This window comes from Bacillus sp. H1a (assembly GCF_000633475.1).
Classification (GTDB): Bacteria; Bacillota; Bacilli; order Bacillales; family Bacillaceae_G; genus Bacillus_A; species Bacillus_A paramycoides.
In genome coordinates, this window is the sequence record NZ_AYMH01000040.1 from 1 (window position 1) to 15,721 (window position 15,721).

Sequence of the window (15,721 nt, forward strand, 5' to 3'; positions counted from 1 at the left end):
GCGACTTCCTTATGTTAACATCTTCGTTTTCCGATGTCAACTAAGTTTTTCAATTTCTTTTTTGTCGTTTTCTGCGTTTCCGCATCAGCGACGTTTATTAATTTATCATATACTTATCCTTAACGTCAACACTTTTTAATAAAAAATTCTTTTTCTTACATAACGAATACATTCTTCTGTATTAGCAACTCTCCGAAATAAACAAAAAATGATTTTATATCTTTCTTCCATCGCCTTTTTTACAACGCTATGTATATGCTCATCTTCAAAATCAAATAAAAGTTCCTCTAGCTCTCTCTTCAATATGTATTCCATTTCTTTTTTCTCTTCCTTCGTCAACATAAGCCCAAGCAAATCATCACCCCAATAGTTCCTTACGTAATAATAAAAGTCCCGCTCGTTTTCACTTATCAATAACACATCACTGAAAAACCAAAATACTATCATTCATTATATCCATCACTTACGATATTAATCCCTTGTTCTCTTTTTTTTATTTAAAGCATATATGTAACTGAAAAGGATTGGACAAAGGGGCGTAATATTATGTTTTTCTTTTTTATTACGAGTAAAAGAACATTTAAACACATTAGCTTAATAGTCGTACTTTCCTTATTTACAGCATGGCTACTCTTTTTAAAAACATATTCACATGAATTTGCTTTTTCAACTGCTACTGGTCCTAAAGTAATTTACAAAGGGGACACCGCTAAAAAACAAGTTGCATTCACGTTCGACATTAGTTGGGGAGACAGAAAAGCTATTCCAATCCTTGATACACTCAAAGAAAGAGAAATTAAGAATGCAACCTTCTTTCTCTCTGCTGCATGGGCCGAACGACACCCTGATATTGTCGAACGCATCATGAAAGACGGACATGAGATTGGTAGTATGGGCTATAATTACACGTCCTACACTTCACTAGAAGCAAATGAAATACGAAGAGATCTTTTGCGAGCACAAGATGTTTTTACGAAGCTTGGTGTAAAACAAGTCAAGCTATTACGTCCACCCAGTGGAGACTTTAACAAAACAACCCTTAAAATAGCAGAATCACTCGGATACACTATCGTCCATTGGAGTAACGATTCAAATGACTGGAAAAATCCCGGCGTAAATAGCATCGTTTCCACCGTCTCTAGCAATTTGAAGGGCGGAGATATCATCTTATTACACGCTTCCGATTCTGCCCTTCAAACAAATAAAGCTTTACCACTACTCTTACAAAAATTAAAGAGTGACGGTTATGAACAAACATCTGTATCACAACTTATATCCAACACTAGTACGAAAAGTGAAGATATAAAGTAGTTCAATTCCAAACAGTTCTTCACGCATAAAAAACTCTACTATCTTACGTTAAGATAGTAGAGCTTTTTTATTCAGCCAATTAAAACTCTTCGTCCGCTCTTTAAATTAAGCGGTTTTACTCGTCTGTCCTATTAAACGATGTAATACAAGCAACTGATATGCATTACATAATAGAAGTGGTATAACCATTAAATATAACCAATCTGTATCATTAATCCGAAGCGCTGGTACCCACTCAAGAATTGTTACAACAACCATAAAAAACAGAGCGGGCACAAAAGCTTTTTTGTTCGTTTCTTTACTCTTTACGTAAGCGACAATCGCTCCAAATACAAATAAGATGCCAGCAACAAGTATGTTATTCCCCAATGAAACTTCCCCATTTGCAATAAGTACTGACCTTAAATAAACAAAATCAAACAATACGAACGCAATAAAGAAAAGCTGTACTGCATTCCATAAAGAAGATGACCGGAACATCCCTAGTCCAAAACGATGGATTGTTAAATATGCAAAGAATCCCATTTGACTTATAACACTAAAAATAAATCCTACGCCCATCAACCAAAAAGAAATCGCTAAAATCTCTTTAACGTCGAAATTTTGAAAAAATTTAGCGTACTTGTCCCACTCCAAAACAAATCCAATAAAGACTGTGCTAATCCCACCAAGAAACAACGTCGTTAAAAATAGTCGTACCCACTTGCGGCTATTCACAACACATCCCCCATTATTCTTATATTTCTAATTAAATTGTATCAATGACAATTTCAAAAAGCTAGCCATGTTCATGTATAAATTCCTTAAAGATATTTATATTAAAAAAAGAGAACTGTGCTGAAAGGAGCTCCAACTTATGAAACGGATGCTGCTCGTTTTGATTTCTTCTCTTTTACTTTTCGCACTAGTAGCATGTGCACAAGGAAAAGAAACGAAATCTGAACTAGATTACGATCAAACAAAGAAAATGATTGTTGATATTTTAAAAACCGATCAAGGAAAAAAAGCAATCCAAGATGTATTAACGGATGAAAAAATGAAACAAGCACTCATACTAGATGAAACGGTAGTAAAGAAAACGATAGAAGATGCGATGGTATCCGACAAAGGGCAACAATTCTGGGAAAAACTCTTTAAAGACCCTGAGTTCTCATCGAAATTTGCTAAAAGTATGGGAAAAGAACAAACAAACTTGATGAAAACTTTACTTAAAGATCCTGAATACCAATCAGGTGTTATAGAGATTATGAAGAATCCTGAAGTAGAAAAAATCATGTTACAAACAATGAAGAGTAAAGAATATCGTCAATATTTACAACAAGTACTAACCGAAACCGCTGAAAGTCCACTCTTCCAAACTAAAATGATTGATATCATTAGTAAAGGTGTGCAAAAAGCCGAAAAAGGCGGATCTGCTAAAAAAGGCGGTGAAGGTGGTTCTCAAGGTGGAAACAAATAGCAACAGTAAAAATAATAATTATAATAATGAGTGGACAATGTATGTATTGCCCACTCATTATTACTTTACTTTTGTGTAACGGCCGTTTTATCAATAACTGTCTCAGCTATCGCACGATAAATGAGACCCGTTGTATGTGTATCTTCATATACTGACGGCGCAAAGTCTTCTTTATTCCAATCAGGTTGTTGGAGTGGAATTCGGCCAAGTACATCCGTTTGCAATTCTGTAGCTAGTTTGTCTCCTCCGCCTCTTCCAAACACATACTCTTTCTCACCAGTTGCTTTACTTTCAAAGTATGCCATATTTTCAACGACACCAAGAATGCTATGTTCTGTACGTAAAGCCATCGCTCCAGCGCGCGCTGCTACAAACGCTGCTGTTGGATGCGGCGTTGTTACAATAATCTCTTTACAAGACGGCAACATCGAATGCACATCTAACGCAACATCACCTGTACCTGGTGGTAAATCTAATACTAAGTAATCTAAATCACCCCATTCTACTTCTGTGAAGAAGTGATTTAACATTTTTCCAAGCATAGGTCCTCTCCAAATAACAGGCGCATTATCTTCTACAAAGAATCCCATTGAGATTACTTTCACACCTAGACGCTCCACTGGAATTATCTTATCGCCTCTTACGATTGGACGTTTTTCTATACCCATCATATCCGGTACACTAAAACCGTAAATATCTGCATCAATGATACCGACTTTTTTCCCTAAACGAGCTAAAGCAATTGCAAGGTTAACGGAAACAGTCGATTTTCCTACCCCACCTTTTCCACTTGCCACTGCTAAAAATGTTGTTTTTGAGTTTGGTGATAATAAAGATTCACTTTTCTCTTCTTCTTGCGGTGGTGCAAACTGAGCTAATTCCTCTTCTGTAAATTCTGCGAAACGAAGTCCAACTGTTGCTGCTCCAAGTTCTTTTACTAACTTTACAATTCCAGACTGCAACTGCATTTGTTCCGCTGTACCTGTTTTTACAATTGCAATTTTAACACTTACATGTTCCTTCTCAGGCTTGACTGTTACCTCTTTAATTGCATTTGTTTCTTTTAACGTTTTATGTAAAAACGGATCTACAATCCCTTCCAACGCTTCCACTACTTGCTCTTTTGTTACCATAATTAGCCCAGCCCCCTGTATGAAAAATAACGTAATGTTAATTGAATTTATCTCTCTTTATTTTTGAAATAAATGCGTTTACATTCCCAGTATAACATATTTTCGGAAAACTTCGTTAACGAGAGAAACTCGAAAAAATCCTCCTTATTCTGGAGGATTTCCCTTTTCCGTAAAATAACGTAATATACCACGATATATTGCAGCTGCTACTTTTTGCTGATATTTCTCCGAATTTAACATATATCTTTCATTCACATTCGATAAAAAGCCAGCCTCAATTAAAGCACCCGGTGTTTTCGCATACTTCAATAAGTACACGTGAGGAATTGTTTTAGCAGAACGATTCGTATTTTCTAAGCTTGTTCTCAATTCAGCTTGTATAAATTTCGCAGCCCGTTCATTTTCAATTAAAGAACGGTAATAGAACGTTTGTGCGCCTTTGGATCCACCACTAGTTAGAGCATTTAAATGGATACTTGCAAAAAAGTCTACATCAGGCTTATTAATGATCTCTACACGCCTTTTTAAATCCTCTGCTTTACGTCTACTATATGACTTTGTATCTTTGTTAGCTAAATCATAATCTCCCTCACGTGTTAAAATAACTAAAGCACCTTGTTCTTGTAAATAATCTTGTACCTTTTTTGTAATCTCAAGTGTAATATCTTTTTCTACAATATCCTTTCCACCAACAGCCCCTCCGTCTGGTCCACCATGCCCAGCATCCAATACAATTACTTTCCCTGATAAGGGTAAATTCCAAGCTCGCCACGATTTTGTAATTTGAAATTCTTGTTTGACTAAAAAAAACAAAACAACCGCAGCGAGCGCAAAAGAGATAATTCGAATTCTCTTCATACCTTTCCTCCTCCAGCTAGTCCCTCTAATTACTTATATGGGACAAGAGGAAAGTTTATGCTTGTCTTAGTGTAGCTTTAATCGATATCTTCTTTCACCTTTTTCATATCCTTCCTGCCACCACAAGCCGATAAACTGCTGGCAAGATTCATAAAGTAATTCCTCATCATTTAATTTAATTTCTCGTATAGTCATACTTGTTAAAAATTGAAATAGTGTTTCAGTTAATTGTTGTTCTTCCTCTAATGCTCTATATTTCACATCAAAGAATGATTCACCATAATAACCAAATTTACTGTATCTCGCTCCTAACAAATAAGATTCTATCCCTAATTCAATACAATAATCTTCATACTGACGATGAAGCTCTTGCATATGAAAAGCATCACGAATATTTGAACGTAATGTTTTTAATGATAATTCTCGCAGCATCTTCCGCTCGTATTTTAACTGCTTTTCTTTTTGTTTTTCTTGTAAGTTGACAATGACATTCATAGTACTTATAAACCTCCCTAATACGTATTAGTCTAAACCTCTAAAGAAGAAGCATACGTAGGACGATAGCACTAAAATATTCCAAACTACAAAAAATACAAAAGAGGAATTAAACATAAAAAAACCCCAACCAAAATGGTTGGGGTTTGAAGTTCGCAAAAATTAACGTTTTGAGAACTGAGGTGCACGACGTGCGCCTTTAAGACCGTATTTTTTACGCTCTTTCATACGTGCGTCACGAGTTAATAGACCTGCACGTTTTAGTGTTAGACGGTATTCTGGATCAGCTTTTAATAAAGCGCGAGAAATACCGTGACGAATAGCACCAGCTTGACCAGTGTATCCACCACCATTTACGTTTACAAGTACATCGTAGTTACCTAAAGTTTCTGTTGCAACTAGAGGTTGTTTCACTACTTCACGTAATGCAGCAAATGGGATATAGTTTTCAAAATCACGACCGTTAATGATAACGCGTCCTTCGCCTGGAACTAGGCGTACGCGCGCTACTGAACTCTTACGACGTCCAGTGCCATAGTATTGAACCTGTGCCAAAGTAAGCCCTCCTTTAATTAATTATCCGCGAAGTTCGTAAACTTCTGGTTTTTGTGCTTGGTGTGGATGCTCTGCTCCAGCATACACGTTTAGTTTCTTAGAAACTTGACGTCCTAAACGTCCTTTTGGAAGCATGCCTTTAATTGCAAGCTCTAACATTTGTACAGGGTAGTTTGTACGCATTTCTAGAGCTGTTCTTTGCTTAAGTCCACCTGGGTGGTTAGTGTGACGGTAGTAAATTTTATCGTTTAATTTATTACCTGTTAAATGAATTTTCTCAGCGTTAATAATAATTACATGATCACCCGTGTCAACGTGTGGTGTAAATGTAGGTTTGTTTTTACCACGTAAAATGGATGCTACTTCACTAGCTAGGCGACCTAAAGTTTGACCTTCAGCGTCAACCACATACCATTTACGCTCAACTTCGTTAGCTTTTGCCATAAAAGTCGTACGCATGTGTTTCCCTCCTCGTTATCTTTTCCATAGAAAAAATCTATTGTTTATCTTAAACACGATTTCCTTCCGGGGCTAATCGTGGTTTTAGAAACAATACCATATGTTATGATATACTTTTGAGTTTCTAATGTCAAGCAAATGTTACACCAGGATTAGTTGTTATAGTTTACCTGCCATAAGTAAAGTCCATGACCTGGAGCCATCTTTCCAGCGAACTGGCGATTTTGTTTCGCTAAAATCTCTGGAATTCTATCAGGATCAAGCTTTCCTTGTCCTACACTAAGTAACGTACCAACAATAATTCTGACCATATTATATAAAAATCCATTACCTACAAAACGAAAAATTAATTCATCGTCTTGCTCAATTAACTCGATTTCATAAATTGTTCGCACTTTATCTATTTTGTCAGTTTTTGCCGAACAAAAAGAAGTAAAATCATGAGTCCCGATAAAATAAGGAATTGCTTTTCTTATCGATTCTATTTCAAGTGAATATGGATATTGATATACGTAATTTCTACGGAATACATCCGCAGTCTTTGATAATAATACACGATAGCGATATTCTTTTTTCTCGACACCGTAACGTGCATGAAATTCTTCTGTTTTCTTCTCTACCTGCCTGATAACAATATCATCTGGCAACATTGTATTTAAAGCATTACTCCATTGCCACTCTTCAAGAGACAAAGGTGTATCAAAGTGTATAACTTGTCCTTTCGCGTGAACGGTAGAATCCGTTCTGCCTGATGCCTGAACACGAACAAGCTCTCCTTTATGCAACTTCTGCAATGCCTTCTCTATTTCTTGTTGAACAGTACGATGCTGTGGCTGAATTTGGTAACCACAAAAATGAATGCCATCATATGCAACTGTACATTTTATTCTTTCCATTTCTCTATTCTCCATTACGATCGCACCCATGCCAAAATACAAGCTAAACAAAGTAAGCTTATAATCGTTACTGTATCGCTTGTTTTCCAGCGTAGTTGCCTAAATTTAGTGCGTCCTTCGCCATTTTGATATCCACGAGCTTCCATCGCAATCGCTAAGTCCTCAGCACGCTTAAAAGCACTAATAAAAAGTGGAACGAGTAATGAGATAATTGCTTTCATCCTATCTTTTATCGGACCTCCGGCAAAATCAATACCACGTGACGCTTGTGCTTTCATAATTTTACTCGTTTCATCCATTAATGTCGGGATAAAACGAAGAGAAATAGACATCATTAATGCGATTTCATGAACAGGAACCTTTATACGCTTCAATGGTTTTAATAACGTCTCCAAACCATCTGTAATCTCAATTGGTGTCGTTGTTAACGTTAATAATGTCGTCATTAAAATAATAACGAAGAATCGTATAGAAATGTATATCCCTTGCTCTAATCCTTTTTCATGTATTGAAAACCAACCAAGCTGGAATAGTACATCCCCTTCTTTATTTGTAAAAATATGCAGGAAAAATGTAAAAAGAAAAATCCATAAAATTGGTTTTAAGCCCGAAAGTACATAACGAATCGGCACTTTTGCAAAAAATAAAGCAATGAGTGCATATAAAAATAAAAATCCATATGAAATCGCATTATTTGCTAAGAAAACAACAAATACATATAAAAAGACAATCAACAGCTTCGTACGAGGATCAAGTTGATGAATGAGTGACTGACCTGGAATGTATCTCCCAATAATCAACTGCTGCATGATTCATGACCACCTTTTCGTAACACCTGTACAACTTCATGAGTAAGATCCTCTAAAGATAAGGTAGCCTTCGAAATTGAAATACCAAACTTCTCTTCAATTGCACGTTTATACTTTAAAGACATCGGAAGATCCACACCAATTTGTTCTAATTCATCAGCATGTGAAAATACTTCCTCCGCTCTTCCTTGCAAAAAGACCGTTCCTTTATGCATGACCACAATTTGATCTGCATACTTAGCGGCATCCTCCATATTATGGGTAACAAGAATGACTGTAAGCCCCTGTTCCTTATGCAAATTATAAAACATCTCCATAAGCTCGTGCTGTCCTTTCGGGTCAAGCCCTGCTGTAGGTTCATCCAATACAAGCACTTCGGGTTCCATCGCAAGTACGCCCGCTATTGCGACACGTCTCATTTGCCCACCGCTTAATTCAAACGGAGAACGTGCTAATAACTCTATGTCCAATCCAACAAGTTGGATTGCATCTTTCGCCTTTTGCTTTGCCACTTCTTCAGATACACCAAAATTAGTAGGCCCAAAACAAATATCCTTCTCAACCGTCTCTTCAAATAGCTGATGTTCTGGGAACTGAAAGACAACCCCTACTTTTTTTCGTAGCGGCTTAAGCTTCTTCTCTTTCTTCCCTGCTGAAATTAAATGTTCACCAATTTGAACCGTACCATTTGTCGGCTGCAATAAACCATTTAAATGTTGAATCATCGTCGACTTACCTGAACCAGTATGACCGATAATGGCATAATAGCCCCCACTTGGAAACGACACGTCTACATCATAAAGTGCACGTCTTTCAAATGGAGTTTTATACTGATAACGATGTTCTACTTTTTGGAATGTAATCTCCAAAGTTCGTTCACCAAGCTTTCCATTGTAAGATGCGTATTTTGCAAGAGAATTTCATTTCTTTTTAATAATTCTGCTATTTTTACTGAAAACGGTACATCTAACCCTATTTCTTGGAGCATATGAGAGGACCTGAAAATTTGTTCTGGAGTTCCTTCCTCTAATATTTCTCCCTTGTTTAAAATAATGACACGGTCTGACTGTGCCGCTTCTTCTAAATCGTGTGTAATTGATAACACAGTAATACCTTTTTGATTAACAAGTTGTCTAACCGTTTCTACTACTTCACGTCTCCCTTGAGGGTCTAGCATTGACGTTGCTTCATCTAATATTAAAATAGATGGCTGAAGTGCTAAAACGCCTGCTATTGCGACTCGTTGCTTTTGTCCACCAGATAACGAATGGGGTTCATCATTAAGAAAATCTTCCATACGGACAAGTTGCAGAGCCTGTTCTAATCTTTCTACCATCTGCTCTCTTGGCATTCCAATATTCTCTAAGCCAAATACAACATCATCTTGTACTGTCGTTCCAACAAATTGATTATCAGGATTTTGAAATACCATCCCAATTTGTTTTCGAACATCCCATACCGTTTCCTCCGATAAAACCATTGTATCATTTACAGTAATTGTCCCTGATTCCGGCAAAAACAAACCATTCAATAATTTTGCAAGTGTAGACTTCCCTGAACCGTTTTGTCCAATAACAGATACCCATTCTCCTTCATATAAGGAAAATGAAACATCTTTTAATGCATAAGAGGCTGCCCCAGGATATTGAAATGATATATTTTCTGTCCGAAGTTTCTCTTTTTTCAATACAAGGCACCCTTTCCTTCGCCAAGTTAGCCTATTTTTTTATTTAAAAAAAAAGGGCCATGACCAGTTACTTGAAAAGAACTGTCCTGCCCTTTTAATCATCATTATACTAACTCGATAATTACCATTGGTGCTGCGTCTCCGCGACGTGGACCAATTTTTGCAATACGAGTGTATCCGCCTTGGCGCTCAGCATAGCGTGGAGCTACATCAGCGAATAATTTTTGAAGTGCATCTTGACCAGTCTCAGCGTTAGCAACTTCATTACGGATGAAAGCTGCTGCTTGACGACGAGCATGAAGATCTCCGCGTTTACCTAAAGTGATCATTTTTTCCACTACAGAACGAAGTTCTTTTGCACGAGTTTCTGTCGTTTGGATGCGCTCGTTGATAATTAAATCAGTAGCTAAGTCACGTAACATAGCTTTACGTTGCGCACTTGTACGGCCTAATTTTCTGTATGCCATTCGTAGTTCCCTCCTTTGTTGATGGGTTTAAATCCTCAGTCGTCTTTACGTAAACCTAAACCTAATTCCTCAAGTTTATGTTTAACTTCTTCTAAGGATTTACGTCCTAAGTTACGAACTTTCATCATATCTTCTTCTGTTTTGTTCGCAAGCTCTTGTACAGTATTAATTCCTGCACGTTTTAGGCAATTATAAGAACGAACAGAAAGATCTAGTTCTTCGATAGTCATCTCAAGAACTTTCTCTTTTTGATCTTCTTCCTTCTCGACCATAATCTCAGCATTTTGTGCTTCATCAGTTAAACCAACAAAGATATTTAAATGCTCAGTTAAGATTTTGGCACCTAAAGAGATAGCTTCTTTTGGCCCGATGCTTCCATCCGTCCATACATCAAGCGTAAGCTTATCATAATTAGCCACTTGTCCGACACGTGTCTTTTCCACTTGGTAAGTTACACGTGATACTGGAGTATAAATAGAATCAATAGGAATTACTCCTATTGGTTGATCTTCGCTTTTATTTGCATCAGCTGGCGTATACCCACGGCCACGCTTTGCAGTTAAACGCATGCGGAAATGCGCATTTTTTGCTAACGTCGCAATGTGTAAATCTGGATTTAAGATTTCTACATCACTATCGTGAGTAATATCAGCAGCTGTGACAATACCTTCGCCCTGTACATCGATTTCCAACGTCTTCTCTTCTTCAGAGTAGATTTTAAGAGCTAACTTTTTCAAGTTTAAGATGATCGTCGTAACGTCCTCTACTACGCCCTCAACTGTTGAAAATTCGTGTAAAACGCCATCGATTTGGATGGCAGTTACAGCGGCACCAGGGAGTGAGGATAAAAGAATACGACGTAAGGAGTTACCCAAAGTAGTACCATATCCACGCTCAAGCGGTTCAATCACGAATTTGCCATACTTAGCATCTTCGTTAAGTTCAACCGTTTCGATTTTCGGTTTTTCGATTTCAATCATTAACTAAACCCTCCTTCAAAACGTCGAAACCCCGGTTAAACAAAGGACAAACCCCTGTTTAACCGAAAGTCCCCCTTAGGCAGTTCCCGATTGTGCACAACAAGCGATGTTTCTGTACGAAATTTCTCGATAATGCATCATATCCATTATAGACAAAAGGGAAAATTCTATACAGAAAAATTACACACGACGACGTTTTGGTGGACGACATCCATTATGAGGAACTGGAGTAACATCTCTAATTGCTGTTACTTCTAGACCTGCAGCTTGAAGAGCACGAATTGCAGCTTCACGACCAGCACCAGGACCTTTAACAGTAACCTCTAAAGTTTTTAAACCGTGCTCCATTGCAACTTTAGCAGCAGCTTCAGCAGCCATTTGCGCAGCGAATGGAGTAGATTTACGAGATCCACGGAAACCAAGTGCACCAGCACTAGACCAAGAAAGTGCGTTACCGTGAGTATCTGTAAGTGTTACGATTGTGTTGTTGAAAGTAGAACGAATATGAGCTATACCAGCTTCAATATTCTTTTTCACACGTTTTTTACGAGTGTTTGTTTTACGTGCCATTGTTAGTTCAACCTCCTTTACTTATTATTTCTTTTTATTTGCTACTGTACGACGTGGACCTTTACGTGTACGAGCATTGTTTTTAGAGTTTTGACCACGAACTGGTAAGCCACGACGGTGACGAAGACCACGGTAAGAACCGATCTCCATTAGACGTTTAATGTTAAGAGATACTTCACGACGAAGGTCTCCCTCAACTTTAATACGATCGATGATATCACGGATACGTCCTAATTCGTCTTCCGTTAAATCACGAACTCGTGTTTCTGAAGAAATACCAGCTTCAGTAAGAATTTTTTCAGCAGTTGTGCGACCAATGCCGAATACGTAAGTTAAAGAAATAACAACGCGCTTGTCACGAGGAATATCTACACCTGCGATACGTGCCATTCCGAATGCACCTCCTTCTGATTAACCTTGTTTTTGTTTATGTTTAGGGTTTTCACAAATAACCATTACTTTTCCACGTCTACGAATAACTTTACATTTTTCGCAGATTGGTTTAACTGACGGTCTTACTTTCATGTCTCGAACCTCCTTAAAGATTACGGAGTGCTATATTATTTAAAACGGTACGTAATACGACCACGATTTAAATCGTACGGAGATAATTCTACCGTAACTTTGTCTCCTGGTAAAATACGAATGAAGTTCATACGGATTTTACCAGAAACGTGAGCCAATACGACATGCCCATTCTCTAATTCTACTTTGAACATAGCATTTGGCAACGTTTCAAGAACGGTACCTTCGACTTCAATTACATCATCTTTAGCCATTCAATAGTTCTCCCTTCTTCAAATCAGTAACATTTTACACTGCTCTGAAATACCGGAGAGCCAGCTACTTATAAAGTGGTAAGGATTTCGTATCCTGCTTCTGTAAGAGCAATCGTGTGCTCAAAGTGGGCACACCATTTACCATCTACCGTTACCACTGTCCAGTCATCAGATAGTGTTTTTACATATCGTCTTCCTTGATTCACCATCGGCTCGACACAGATGACCATTCCCGGCTTTAATCTAGGGCCTCTATTTGGTGGACCATAGTGCGGGATTTGAGGGTCCTCATGTAAGTCTTGCCCGATTCCGTGACCAACATACTCCCTAACGATCGAGAATCCATTCTCTTCAGCATGGGTTTGAACCGCATGTGAGATATTTGATAATCTTTCGCCTGGTTTTACTTGTTCTAGACCAAGATACAACGATTTTTCTGTGACATCAAGTAGCTTTTGAACAGATTCAGAAATGTTTCCAACTGGATACGTCCATGCAGAATCTCCATGGTACCCATTGTATTTTGCACCAATATCGATACTGATGATATCGCCCTCTTCGAGCTTACGCTTCCCTGGAATCCCGTGTACAAGCTCTTCATTTACAGAAGCACATATGCTCCCCGGAAATCCGTTGTATCCTTTAAAAGATGGCGTAGCACCATATTTTCGAATCGTCTTTTCCGCTATTTGATCGAGCTCTTTCGTTGTAATTCCTGGAGTAATATGCTGTTTCAACTCTTGATGAGTTAAAGCAACGATCCTGCCAGCTTCTCGCATGATTTCTATCTCGCGAGGAGTTTTGCAGATGATCATTACGCTAAGCCTCCGATGAGAACATCGATATCAGCAAATACTTTATTGATATCTTGCTCACCATTAATGCTTTGTAAGTAACCAAGCTCCTCGTAGAAATCAAGCAAAGGTTTTGTTTGCTTAATATTTACATCTAGACGATTTGCTACAGTTTCTTCATTGTCATCAGAGCGTTGATATAATTCGCCACCACATTTATCGCACACGTCAGCTTTTGCTGGCGGATTGAATTCTAAGTGGTAAGTCGCACCGCACTCTTTACAAATGCGACGGCCTGTAAGGCGCTTTAATAACAACCCTGAATCCACATTAATGTTTAAAACATAGTCGATTTTTTTGCCAAGATCTTTCATAATCTCTTCAAGAGCTGATGCTTGTGCAACAGTTCGTGGGAAACCATCTAGTAAGAATCCTTTAATACAGTCTTCTTGACTTAAACGTTCACGAACAATTCCGATTGTAACTTCATCTGGAACAAGCGCACCTTTATCAATAAAAGATTTCGCTTGTAAACCAAGTTCAGTTTCAGCCTTCATAGCTGCACGGAACATATCTCCTGTTGAGATGTGAGGGATGTTATACTTGGCAACAATCTGTTCGGCTTGTGTACCTTTACCAGCACCAGGAAGCCCCATTAAAATTAAGTTCATCCTTGTTCCCCCTCAGTACATGAGCATGTAGGGAAGATAATTCTTCCCACTTACTCACTGCTTGATAAACCCTTTGTAATGGCGTTTTACTAATTGGCTTTCTAGCTGCTTCATTGTTTCTAAAGCAACGCCGACAACGATTAACATACTCGTTCCGCCAATCTGTGCAGATGGAGGAAGATTTCCCAATTTCGTAAAGATAACTGGTAGAATTGCAATCGCTGCTAGGAAAATTGATCCTACAAAGGTCAAACGATACAAGATTTTTGTTAGATATTGTTCCGTATTCTTACCCGGACGAATACCTGGAACATATCCACCTTGCTTATTTAGATTCTCTGACATTTGCTCTGGATTAACCTGAACAAATGCATAGAAATATGTGAAGGCTACAATGAGCGCAACATATATGATCATTCCCACTGGGTGAGAATAGTTAAAGTTTGCAATAATCCACTGCGATACATCATGTTTCGGGAAGAACTGTGCAATAGTTGGAGGCGTAATTAAGAATGAAACAGCAAAAATGACTGGAATAACACCCGCACTATTTACCTTAAGCGGTAAATGTGTGTTTTGTGCTCCAGCATGATTCCCATTCCCTCCTGTTACACGCTTCGCATATTGAATTGGGATCTTTCTAACAGCCTGTTGAATGAAAATAACACCAACAATAACCGCTAGCACAGCTAGTAAAATCAATGCAACTTTAACGATACTCATGAACAATTGATCTCCGATATTTTGAAACTGTTGTTGATACACTTGAGATATAACACTTGGGATCGCTGCGGCAATACCACCAAAGATAAGGATGGAAATACCATTACCTACACCTTTAGCTGTAATCTGTTCACCTAACCACATTAAAAATGCAGTACCAGCAGTCAGTACCGTAGCAATGTATAAATAAGTGCTCCAACCTGGATTCAAAATTAATTGTCCACCTACCATACCGTTAAAACCGATTGACATACCAAACCCCTGAATAAACGCAAGAACAATTGTAAAGTAACGCGTGAATTGCGTTAGTTTACGACGGCCCATTTCACCTTGCTTCGACCATTCCGAAAATTTAGGAACAACATCCATCTGCAATAATTGCACGATGATGGATGCTGTAATATACGGCATGATTCCCATCGCGAAGATGGAGAAGTTTTTCAAGGCGCCACCGCCAAATGTATTTAGGATACCTAAAGCATTTAATTGGTCTTGTGCTTTCAGTACGTCTCCATTTGTAAATGGCACTGGGATAAACGTGCCAATCCTGAATACGATTAACATCGCTAAAGTGAATAATATTTTACGTCTTATCTCAGCAACGCGCATAAAGTTGGAGATTGTACGAAACATTAGATCACCTCAACTGATCCGCCAGCTGCTTCAATTGCTTCTTTAGCACTTGAAGAGAACTTGTGCGCTTTAACAGTTAATTTTTTCTCTACTGCTCCGCTTGCAAGAATTTTAACACCGTCGTTTAATTTGCTGATAACGCCAGTTTCCAGCAATAATTCAGGTGTTACTTCTGTACCATCTTCAAAACGATTTAACGTTGATAAGTTTACAATAGTAAACTCTTTACGGTTAATGTTTGTGAAGCCGCGTTTTGGTAAACGACGGAATAATGGAGTTTGACCACCTTCGAAGCCAAGACGAACACCGCCGCCAGAACGTGCGTTTTGTCCTTTATGACCTTTACCAGCAGTTTTACCGTTACCAGAACCGATACCACGACCGACACGGTTACGTACTTTACGAGAACCTTCTGCAGGTTTTAATTCATGAAGTTTCATTC

Annotated in this window: 23 protein-coding genes; 2 read left to right on the top strand and 21 right to left on the bottom strand. The window is 38.2% G+C overall.

The features are described 5' to 3' along the window. Positions 1-135: 135 nt before the first annotated feature. Positions 136-354: a hypothetical protein gene (locus U860_RS0117860; protein WP_025149617.1), complete on the bottom strand. Its 219-nt coding sequence runs from the start codon at positions 352-354 to the stop codon at positions 136-138. Between the two features lie 192 nt (positions 355-546). Between U860_RS0117860 and pdaB the strand changes: the two genes are divergently transcribed. After that, positions 547-1,311, top strand: a complete 765-nt coding sequence (gene pdaB, locus U860_RS0117865; protein ID WP_025149618.1) for a polysaccharide deacetylase family sporulation protein PdaB — start codon at positions 547-549, stop codon at positions 1,309-1,311. Positions 1,312-1,416: 105 nt separating this feature from the next. Here the strand turns inward: pdaB and kbaA are convergent, their stop codons facing one another. Beyond that, on the bottom strand, positions 1,417-2,028 hold the full coding sequence (gene kbaA, locus U860_RS0117870) for a KinB signaling pathway activation protein KbaA (protein ID WP_025149619.1): 612 nt from the start codon (positions 2,026-2,028) through the stop codon (positions 1,417-1,419). A 139-nt stretch (positions 2,029-2,167) separates the two neighbouring features. Here kbaA and gerD point away from each other — a divergent pair, with 139 nt between their 5' ends. Then, positions 2,168-2,770, top strand: a complete 603-nt coding sequence (gene gerD, locus U860_RS0117875) for a spore germination lipoprotein GerD (protein ID WP_029953023.1) — start codon at positions 2,168-2,170, stop codon at positions 2,768-2,770. Positions 2,771-2,835: 65 nt separating this feature from the next. Here gerD and U860_RS0117880 read toward each other — a convergent pair whose 3' ends face one another. The 19 genes from U860_RS0117880 to rplO form a co-directional block, all read right to left on the bottom strand. Continuing rightward, positions 2,836-3,903: an Mrp/NBP35 family ATP-binding protein gene (locus tag U860_RS0117880; protein ID WP_002175423.1), complete on the bottom strand. Its 1,068-nt coding sequence runs from the start codon at positions 3,901-3,903 to the stop codon at positions 2,836-2,838. Positions 3,904-4,047: 144 nt separating this feature from the next. Beyond that, the gene (gene cwlD, locus U860_RS0117885; RefSeq protein WP_002175424.1) at positions 4,048-4,761 is read right to left on the bottom strand and encodes an N-acetylmuramoyl-L-alanine amidase CwlD; all 714 of its coding nucleotides are present in this window, start codon (positions 4,759-4,761) and stop codon (positions 4,048-4,050) included. A gap of 66 nt (positions 4,762-4,827) precedes the next feature. Then, the gene (locus U860_RS0117890) at positions 4,828-5,256 is read right to left on the bottom strand and encodes a DUF2521 family protein (RefSeq protein WP_002175425.1); all 429 of its coding nucleotides are present in this window, start codon (positions 5,254-5,256) and stop codon (positions 4,828-4,830) included. A 162-nt stretch (positions 5,257-5,418) separates the two neighbouring features. Next, a complete protein-coding gene (gene rpsI / locus U860_RS0117895; protein ID WP_000079986.1) occupies positions 5,419-5,811 on the bottom strand; it encodes a 30S ribosomal protein S9 in 393 nt (130 codons plus the stop codon). Positions 5,812-5,832: 21 nt separating this feature from the next. Continuing rightward, entirely contained in the window at positions 5,833-6,270 is a 438-nt protein-coding gene (gene rplM / locus U860_RS0117900) for a 50S ribosomal protein L13 (RefSeq protein ID WP_001260793.1), read from the bottom strand. Positions 6,271-6,422: 152 nt separating this feature from the next. Beyond that, positions 6,423-7,166 (bottom strand): tRNA pseudouridine(38-40) synthase TruA, encoded by a 744-nt coding sequence (gene truA / locus U860_RS0117905; protein WP_025149620.1) that lies wholly within the window; start codon positions 7,164-7,166, stop codon positions 6,423-6,425. 14 nt (positions 7,167-7,180) lie between these two features. Then, the gene (locus U860_RS0117910; RefSeq protein WP_002175427.1) at positions 7,181-7,975 is read right to left on the bottom strand and encodes an energy-coupling factor transporter transmembrane protein EcfT; all 795 of its coding nucleotides are present in this window, start codon (positions 7,973-7,975) and stop codon (positions 7,181-7,183) included. Continuing rightward, positions 7,963-8,844, bottom strand: a complete 882-nt coding sequence (locus U860_RS0117915) for an energy-coupling factor ABC transporter ATP-binding protein (protein ID WP_025149621.1) — start codon at positions 8,842-8,844, stop codon at positions 7,963-7,965. Before U860_RS0117915 ends, U860_RS0117910 begins: the two co-directional genes overlap by 13 nt. Then, entirely contained in the window at positions 8,820-9,662 is an 843-nt protein-coding gene (locus tag U860_RS0117920) for an energy-coupling factor ABC transporter ATP-binding protein (protein ID WP_025149622.1), read from the bottom strand. The genes U860_RS0117915 and U860_RS0117920 overlap by 25 nt, the downstream gene beginning before the upstream one ends. A 104-nt stretch (positions 9,663-9,766) precedes the next feature. Further along, a complete protein-coding gene (gene rplQ, locus U860_RS0117925) occupies positions 9,767-10,129 on the bottom strand; it encodes a 50S ribosomal protein L17 (RefSeq protein WP_000331490.1) in 363 nt (120 codons plus the stop codon). 35 nt (positions 10,130-10,164) lie between these two features. Next, positions 10,165-11,109 (bottom strand): DNA-directed RNA polymerase subunit alpha, encoded by a 945-nt coding sequence (locus U860_RS0117930; protein ID WP_000569644.1) that lies wholly within the window; start codon positions 11,107-11,109, stop codon positions 10,165-10,167. 180 nt (positions 11,110-11,289) lie between these two features. Then, positions 11,290-11,679: a 30S ribosomal protein S11 gene (rpsK, locus tag U860_RS0117935; RefSeq protein WP_000101797.1), complete on the bottom strand. Its 390-nt coding sequence runs from the start codon at positions 11,677-11,679 to the stop codon at positions 11,290-11,292. 24 nt (positions 11,680-11,703) lie between these two features. Beyond that, complete coding sequence (gene rpsM / locus U860_RS0117940; protein WP_000090790.1) at positions 11,704-12,069, bottom strand: 30S ribosomal protein S13; 366 nt, start codon at positions 12,067-12,069, stop codon at positions 11,704-11,706. A 21-nt stretch (positions 12,070-12,090) separates the two neighbouring features. After that, positions 12,091-12,204 (bottom strand): 50S ribosomal protein L36, encoded by a 114-nt coding sequence (gene rpmJ, locus U860_RS0117945; protein WP_000868344.1) that lies wholly within the window; start codon positions 12,202-12,204, stop codon positions 12,091-12,093. A gap of 35 nt (positions 12,205-12,239) precedes the next feature. Then, positions 12,240-12,458 (bottom strand): translation initiation factor IF-1, encoded by a 219-nt coding sequence (gene infA / locus U860_RS0117950; protein ID WP_001029884.1) that lies wholly within the window; start codon positions 12,456-12,458, stop codon positions 12,240-12,242. 68 nt (positions 12,459-12,526) lie between these two features. Beyond that, positions 12,527-13,273 (bottom strand): type I methionyl aminopeptidase, encoded by a 747-nt coding sequence (gene map, locus U860_RS0117955; protein WP_000582542.1) that lies wholly within the window; start codon positions 13,271-13,273, stop codon positions 12,527-12,529. Further along, on the bottom strand, positions 13,273-13,923 hold the full coding sequence (locus U860_RS0117960; RefSeq protein ID WP_025149623.1) for an adenylate kinase: 651 nt from the start codon (positions 13,921-13,923) through the stop codon (positions 13,273-13,275). Before U860_RS0117960 ends, map begins: the two co-directional genes overlap by 1 nt. Before the next feature lie 54 nt (positions 13,924-13,977). Beyond that, the gene (secY, locus tag U860_RS0117965) at positions 13,978-15,279 is read right to left on the bottom strand and encodes a preprotein translocase subunit SecY (RefSeq protein WP_000490118.1); all 1,302 of its coding nucleotides are present in this window, start codon (positions 15,277-15,279) and stop codon (positions 13,978-13,980) included. Further along, complete coding sequence (rplO, locus tag U860_RS0117970) at positions 15,279-15,719, bottom strand: 50S ribosomal protein L15 (protein WP_000766083.1); 441 nt, start codon at positions 15,717-15,719, stop codon at positions 15,279-15,281. Before rplO ends, secY begins: the two co-directional genes overlap by 1 nt. Positions 15,720-15,721: the final 2 nt, after the last annotated feature.

What these genes read in the sequence shown, in the direction of transcription:
- pdaB (WP_025149618.1), top strand. Translation starts at nt 547, where the DNA reads ATGTTTTTCTTTTTTATTACGAGTAAAAGAACATTTAAACACATTAGC.
- gerD (WP_029953023.1), top strand. Translation starts at nt 2,168, where the DNA reads ATGAAACGGATGCTGCTCGTTTTGATTTCTTCTCTTTTACTTTTCGCA.
- U860_RS0117880 (WP_002175423.1), bottom strand. Translation starts at nt 3,903, where the DNA reads ATGGTAACAAAAGAGCAAGTAGTGGAAGCGTTGGAAGGGATTGTAGAT.
- cwlD (WP_002175424.1), bottom strand. Translation starts at nt 4,761, where the DNA reads ATGAAGAGAATTCGAATTATCTCTTTTGCGCTCGCTGCGGTTGTTTTG.
- U860_RS0117890 (WP_002175425.1), bottom strand. Translation starts at nt 5,256, where the DNA reads ATGAATGTCATTGTCAACTTACAAGAAAAACAAAAAGAAAAGCAGTTA.
- rplM (WP_001260793.1), bottom strand. Translation starts at nt 6,270, where the DNA reads ATGCGTACGACTTTTATGGCAAAAGCTAACGAAGTTGAGCGTAAATGG.
- truA (WP_025149620.1), bottom strand. Translation starts at nt 7,166, where the DNA reads ATGGAAAGAATAAAATGTACAGTTGCATATGATGGCATTCATTTTTGT.
- U860_RS0117910 (WP_002175427.1), bottom strand. Translation starts at nt 7,975, where the DNA reads ATGCAGCAGTTGATTATTGGGAGATACATTCCAGGTCAGTCACTCATT.
- rplQ (WP_000331490.1), bottom strand. Translation starts at nt 10,129, where the DNA reads ATGGCATACAGAAAATTAGGCCGTACAAGTGCGCAACGTAAAGCTATG.
- U860_RS0117930 (WP_000569644.1), bottom strand. Translation starts at nt 11,109, where the DNA reads ATGATTGAAATCGAAAAACCGAAAATCGAAACGGTTGAACTTAACGAA.
- rpsK (WP_000101797.1), bottom strand. Translation starts at nt 11,679, where the DNA reads ATGGCACGTAAAACAAACACTCGTAAAAAACGTGTGAAAAAGAATATT.
- rpsM (WP_000090790.1), bottom strand. Translation starts at nt 12,069, where the DNA reads ATGGCACGTATCGCAGGTGTAGATATTCCTCGTGACAAGCGCGTTGTT.
- rpmJ (WP_000868344.1), bottom strand. Translation starts at nt 12,204, where the DNA reads ATGAAAGTAAGACCGTCAGTTAAACCAATCTGCGAAAAATGTAAAGTT.
- infA (WP_001029884.1), bottom strand. Translation starts at nt 12,458, where the DNA reads ATGGCTAAAGATGATGTAATTGAAGTCGAAGGTACCGTTCTTGAAACG.
- map (WP_000582542.1), bottom strand. Translation starts at nt 13,273, where the DNA reads ATGATCATCTGCAAAACTCCTCGCGAGATAGAAATCATGCGAGAAGCT.
- U860_RS0117960 (WP_025149623.1), bottom strand. Translation starts at nt 13,923, where the DNA reads ATGAACTTAATTTTAATGGGGCTTCCTGGTGCTGGTAAAGGTACACAA.
- secY (WP_000490118.1), bottom strand. Translation starts at nt 15,279, where the DNA reads ATGTTTCGTACAATCTCCAACTTTATGCGCGTTGCTGAGATAAGACGT.
- rplO (WP_000766083.1), bottom strand. Translation starts at nt 15,719, where the DNA reads ATGAAACTTCATGAATTAAAACCTGCAGAAGGTTCTCGTAAAGTACGT.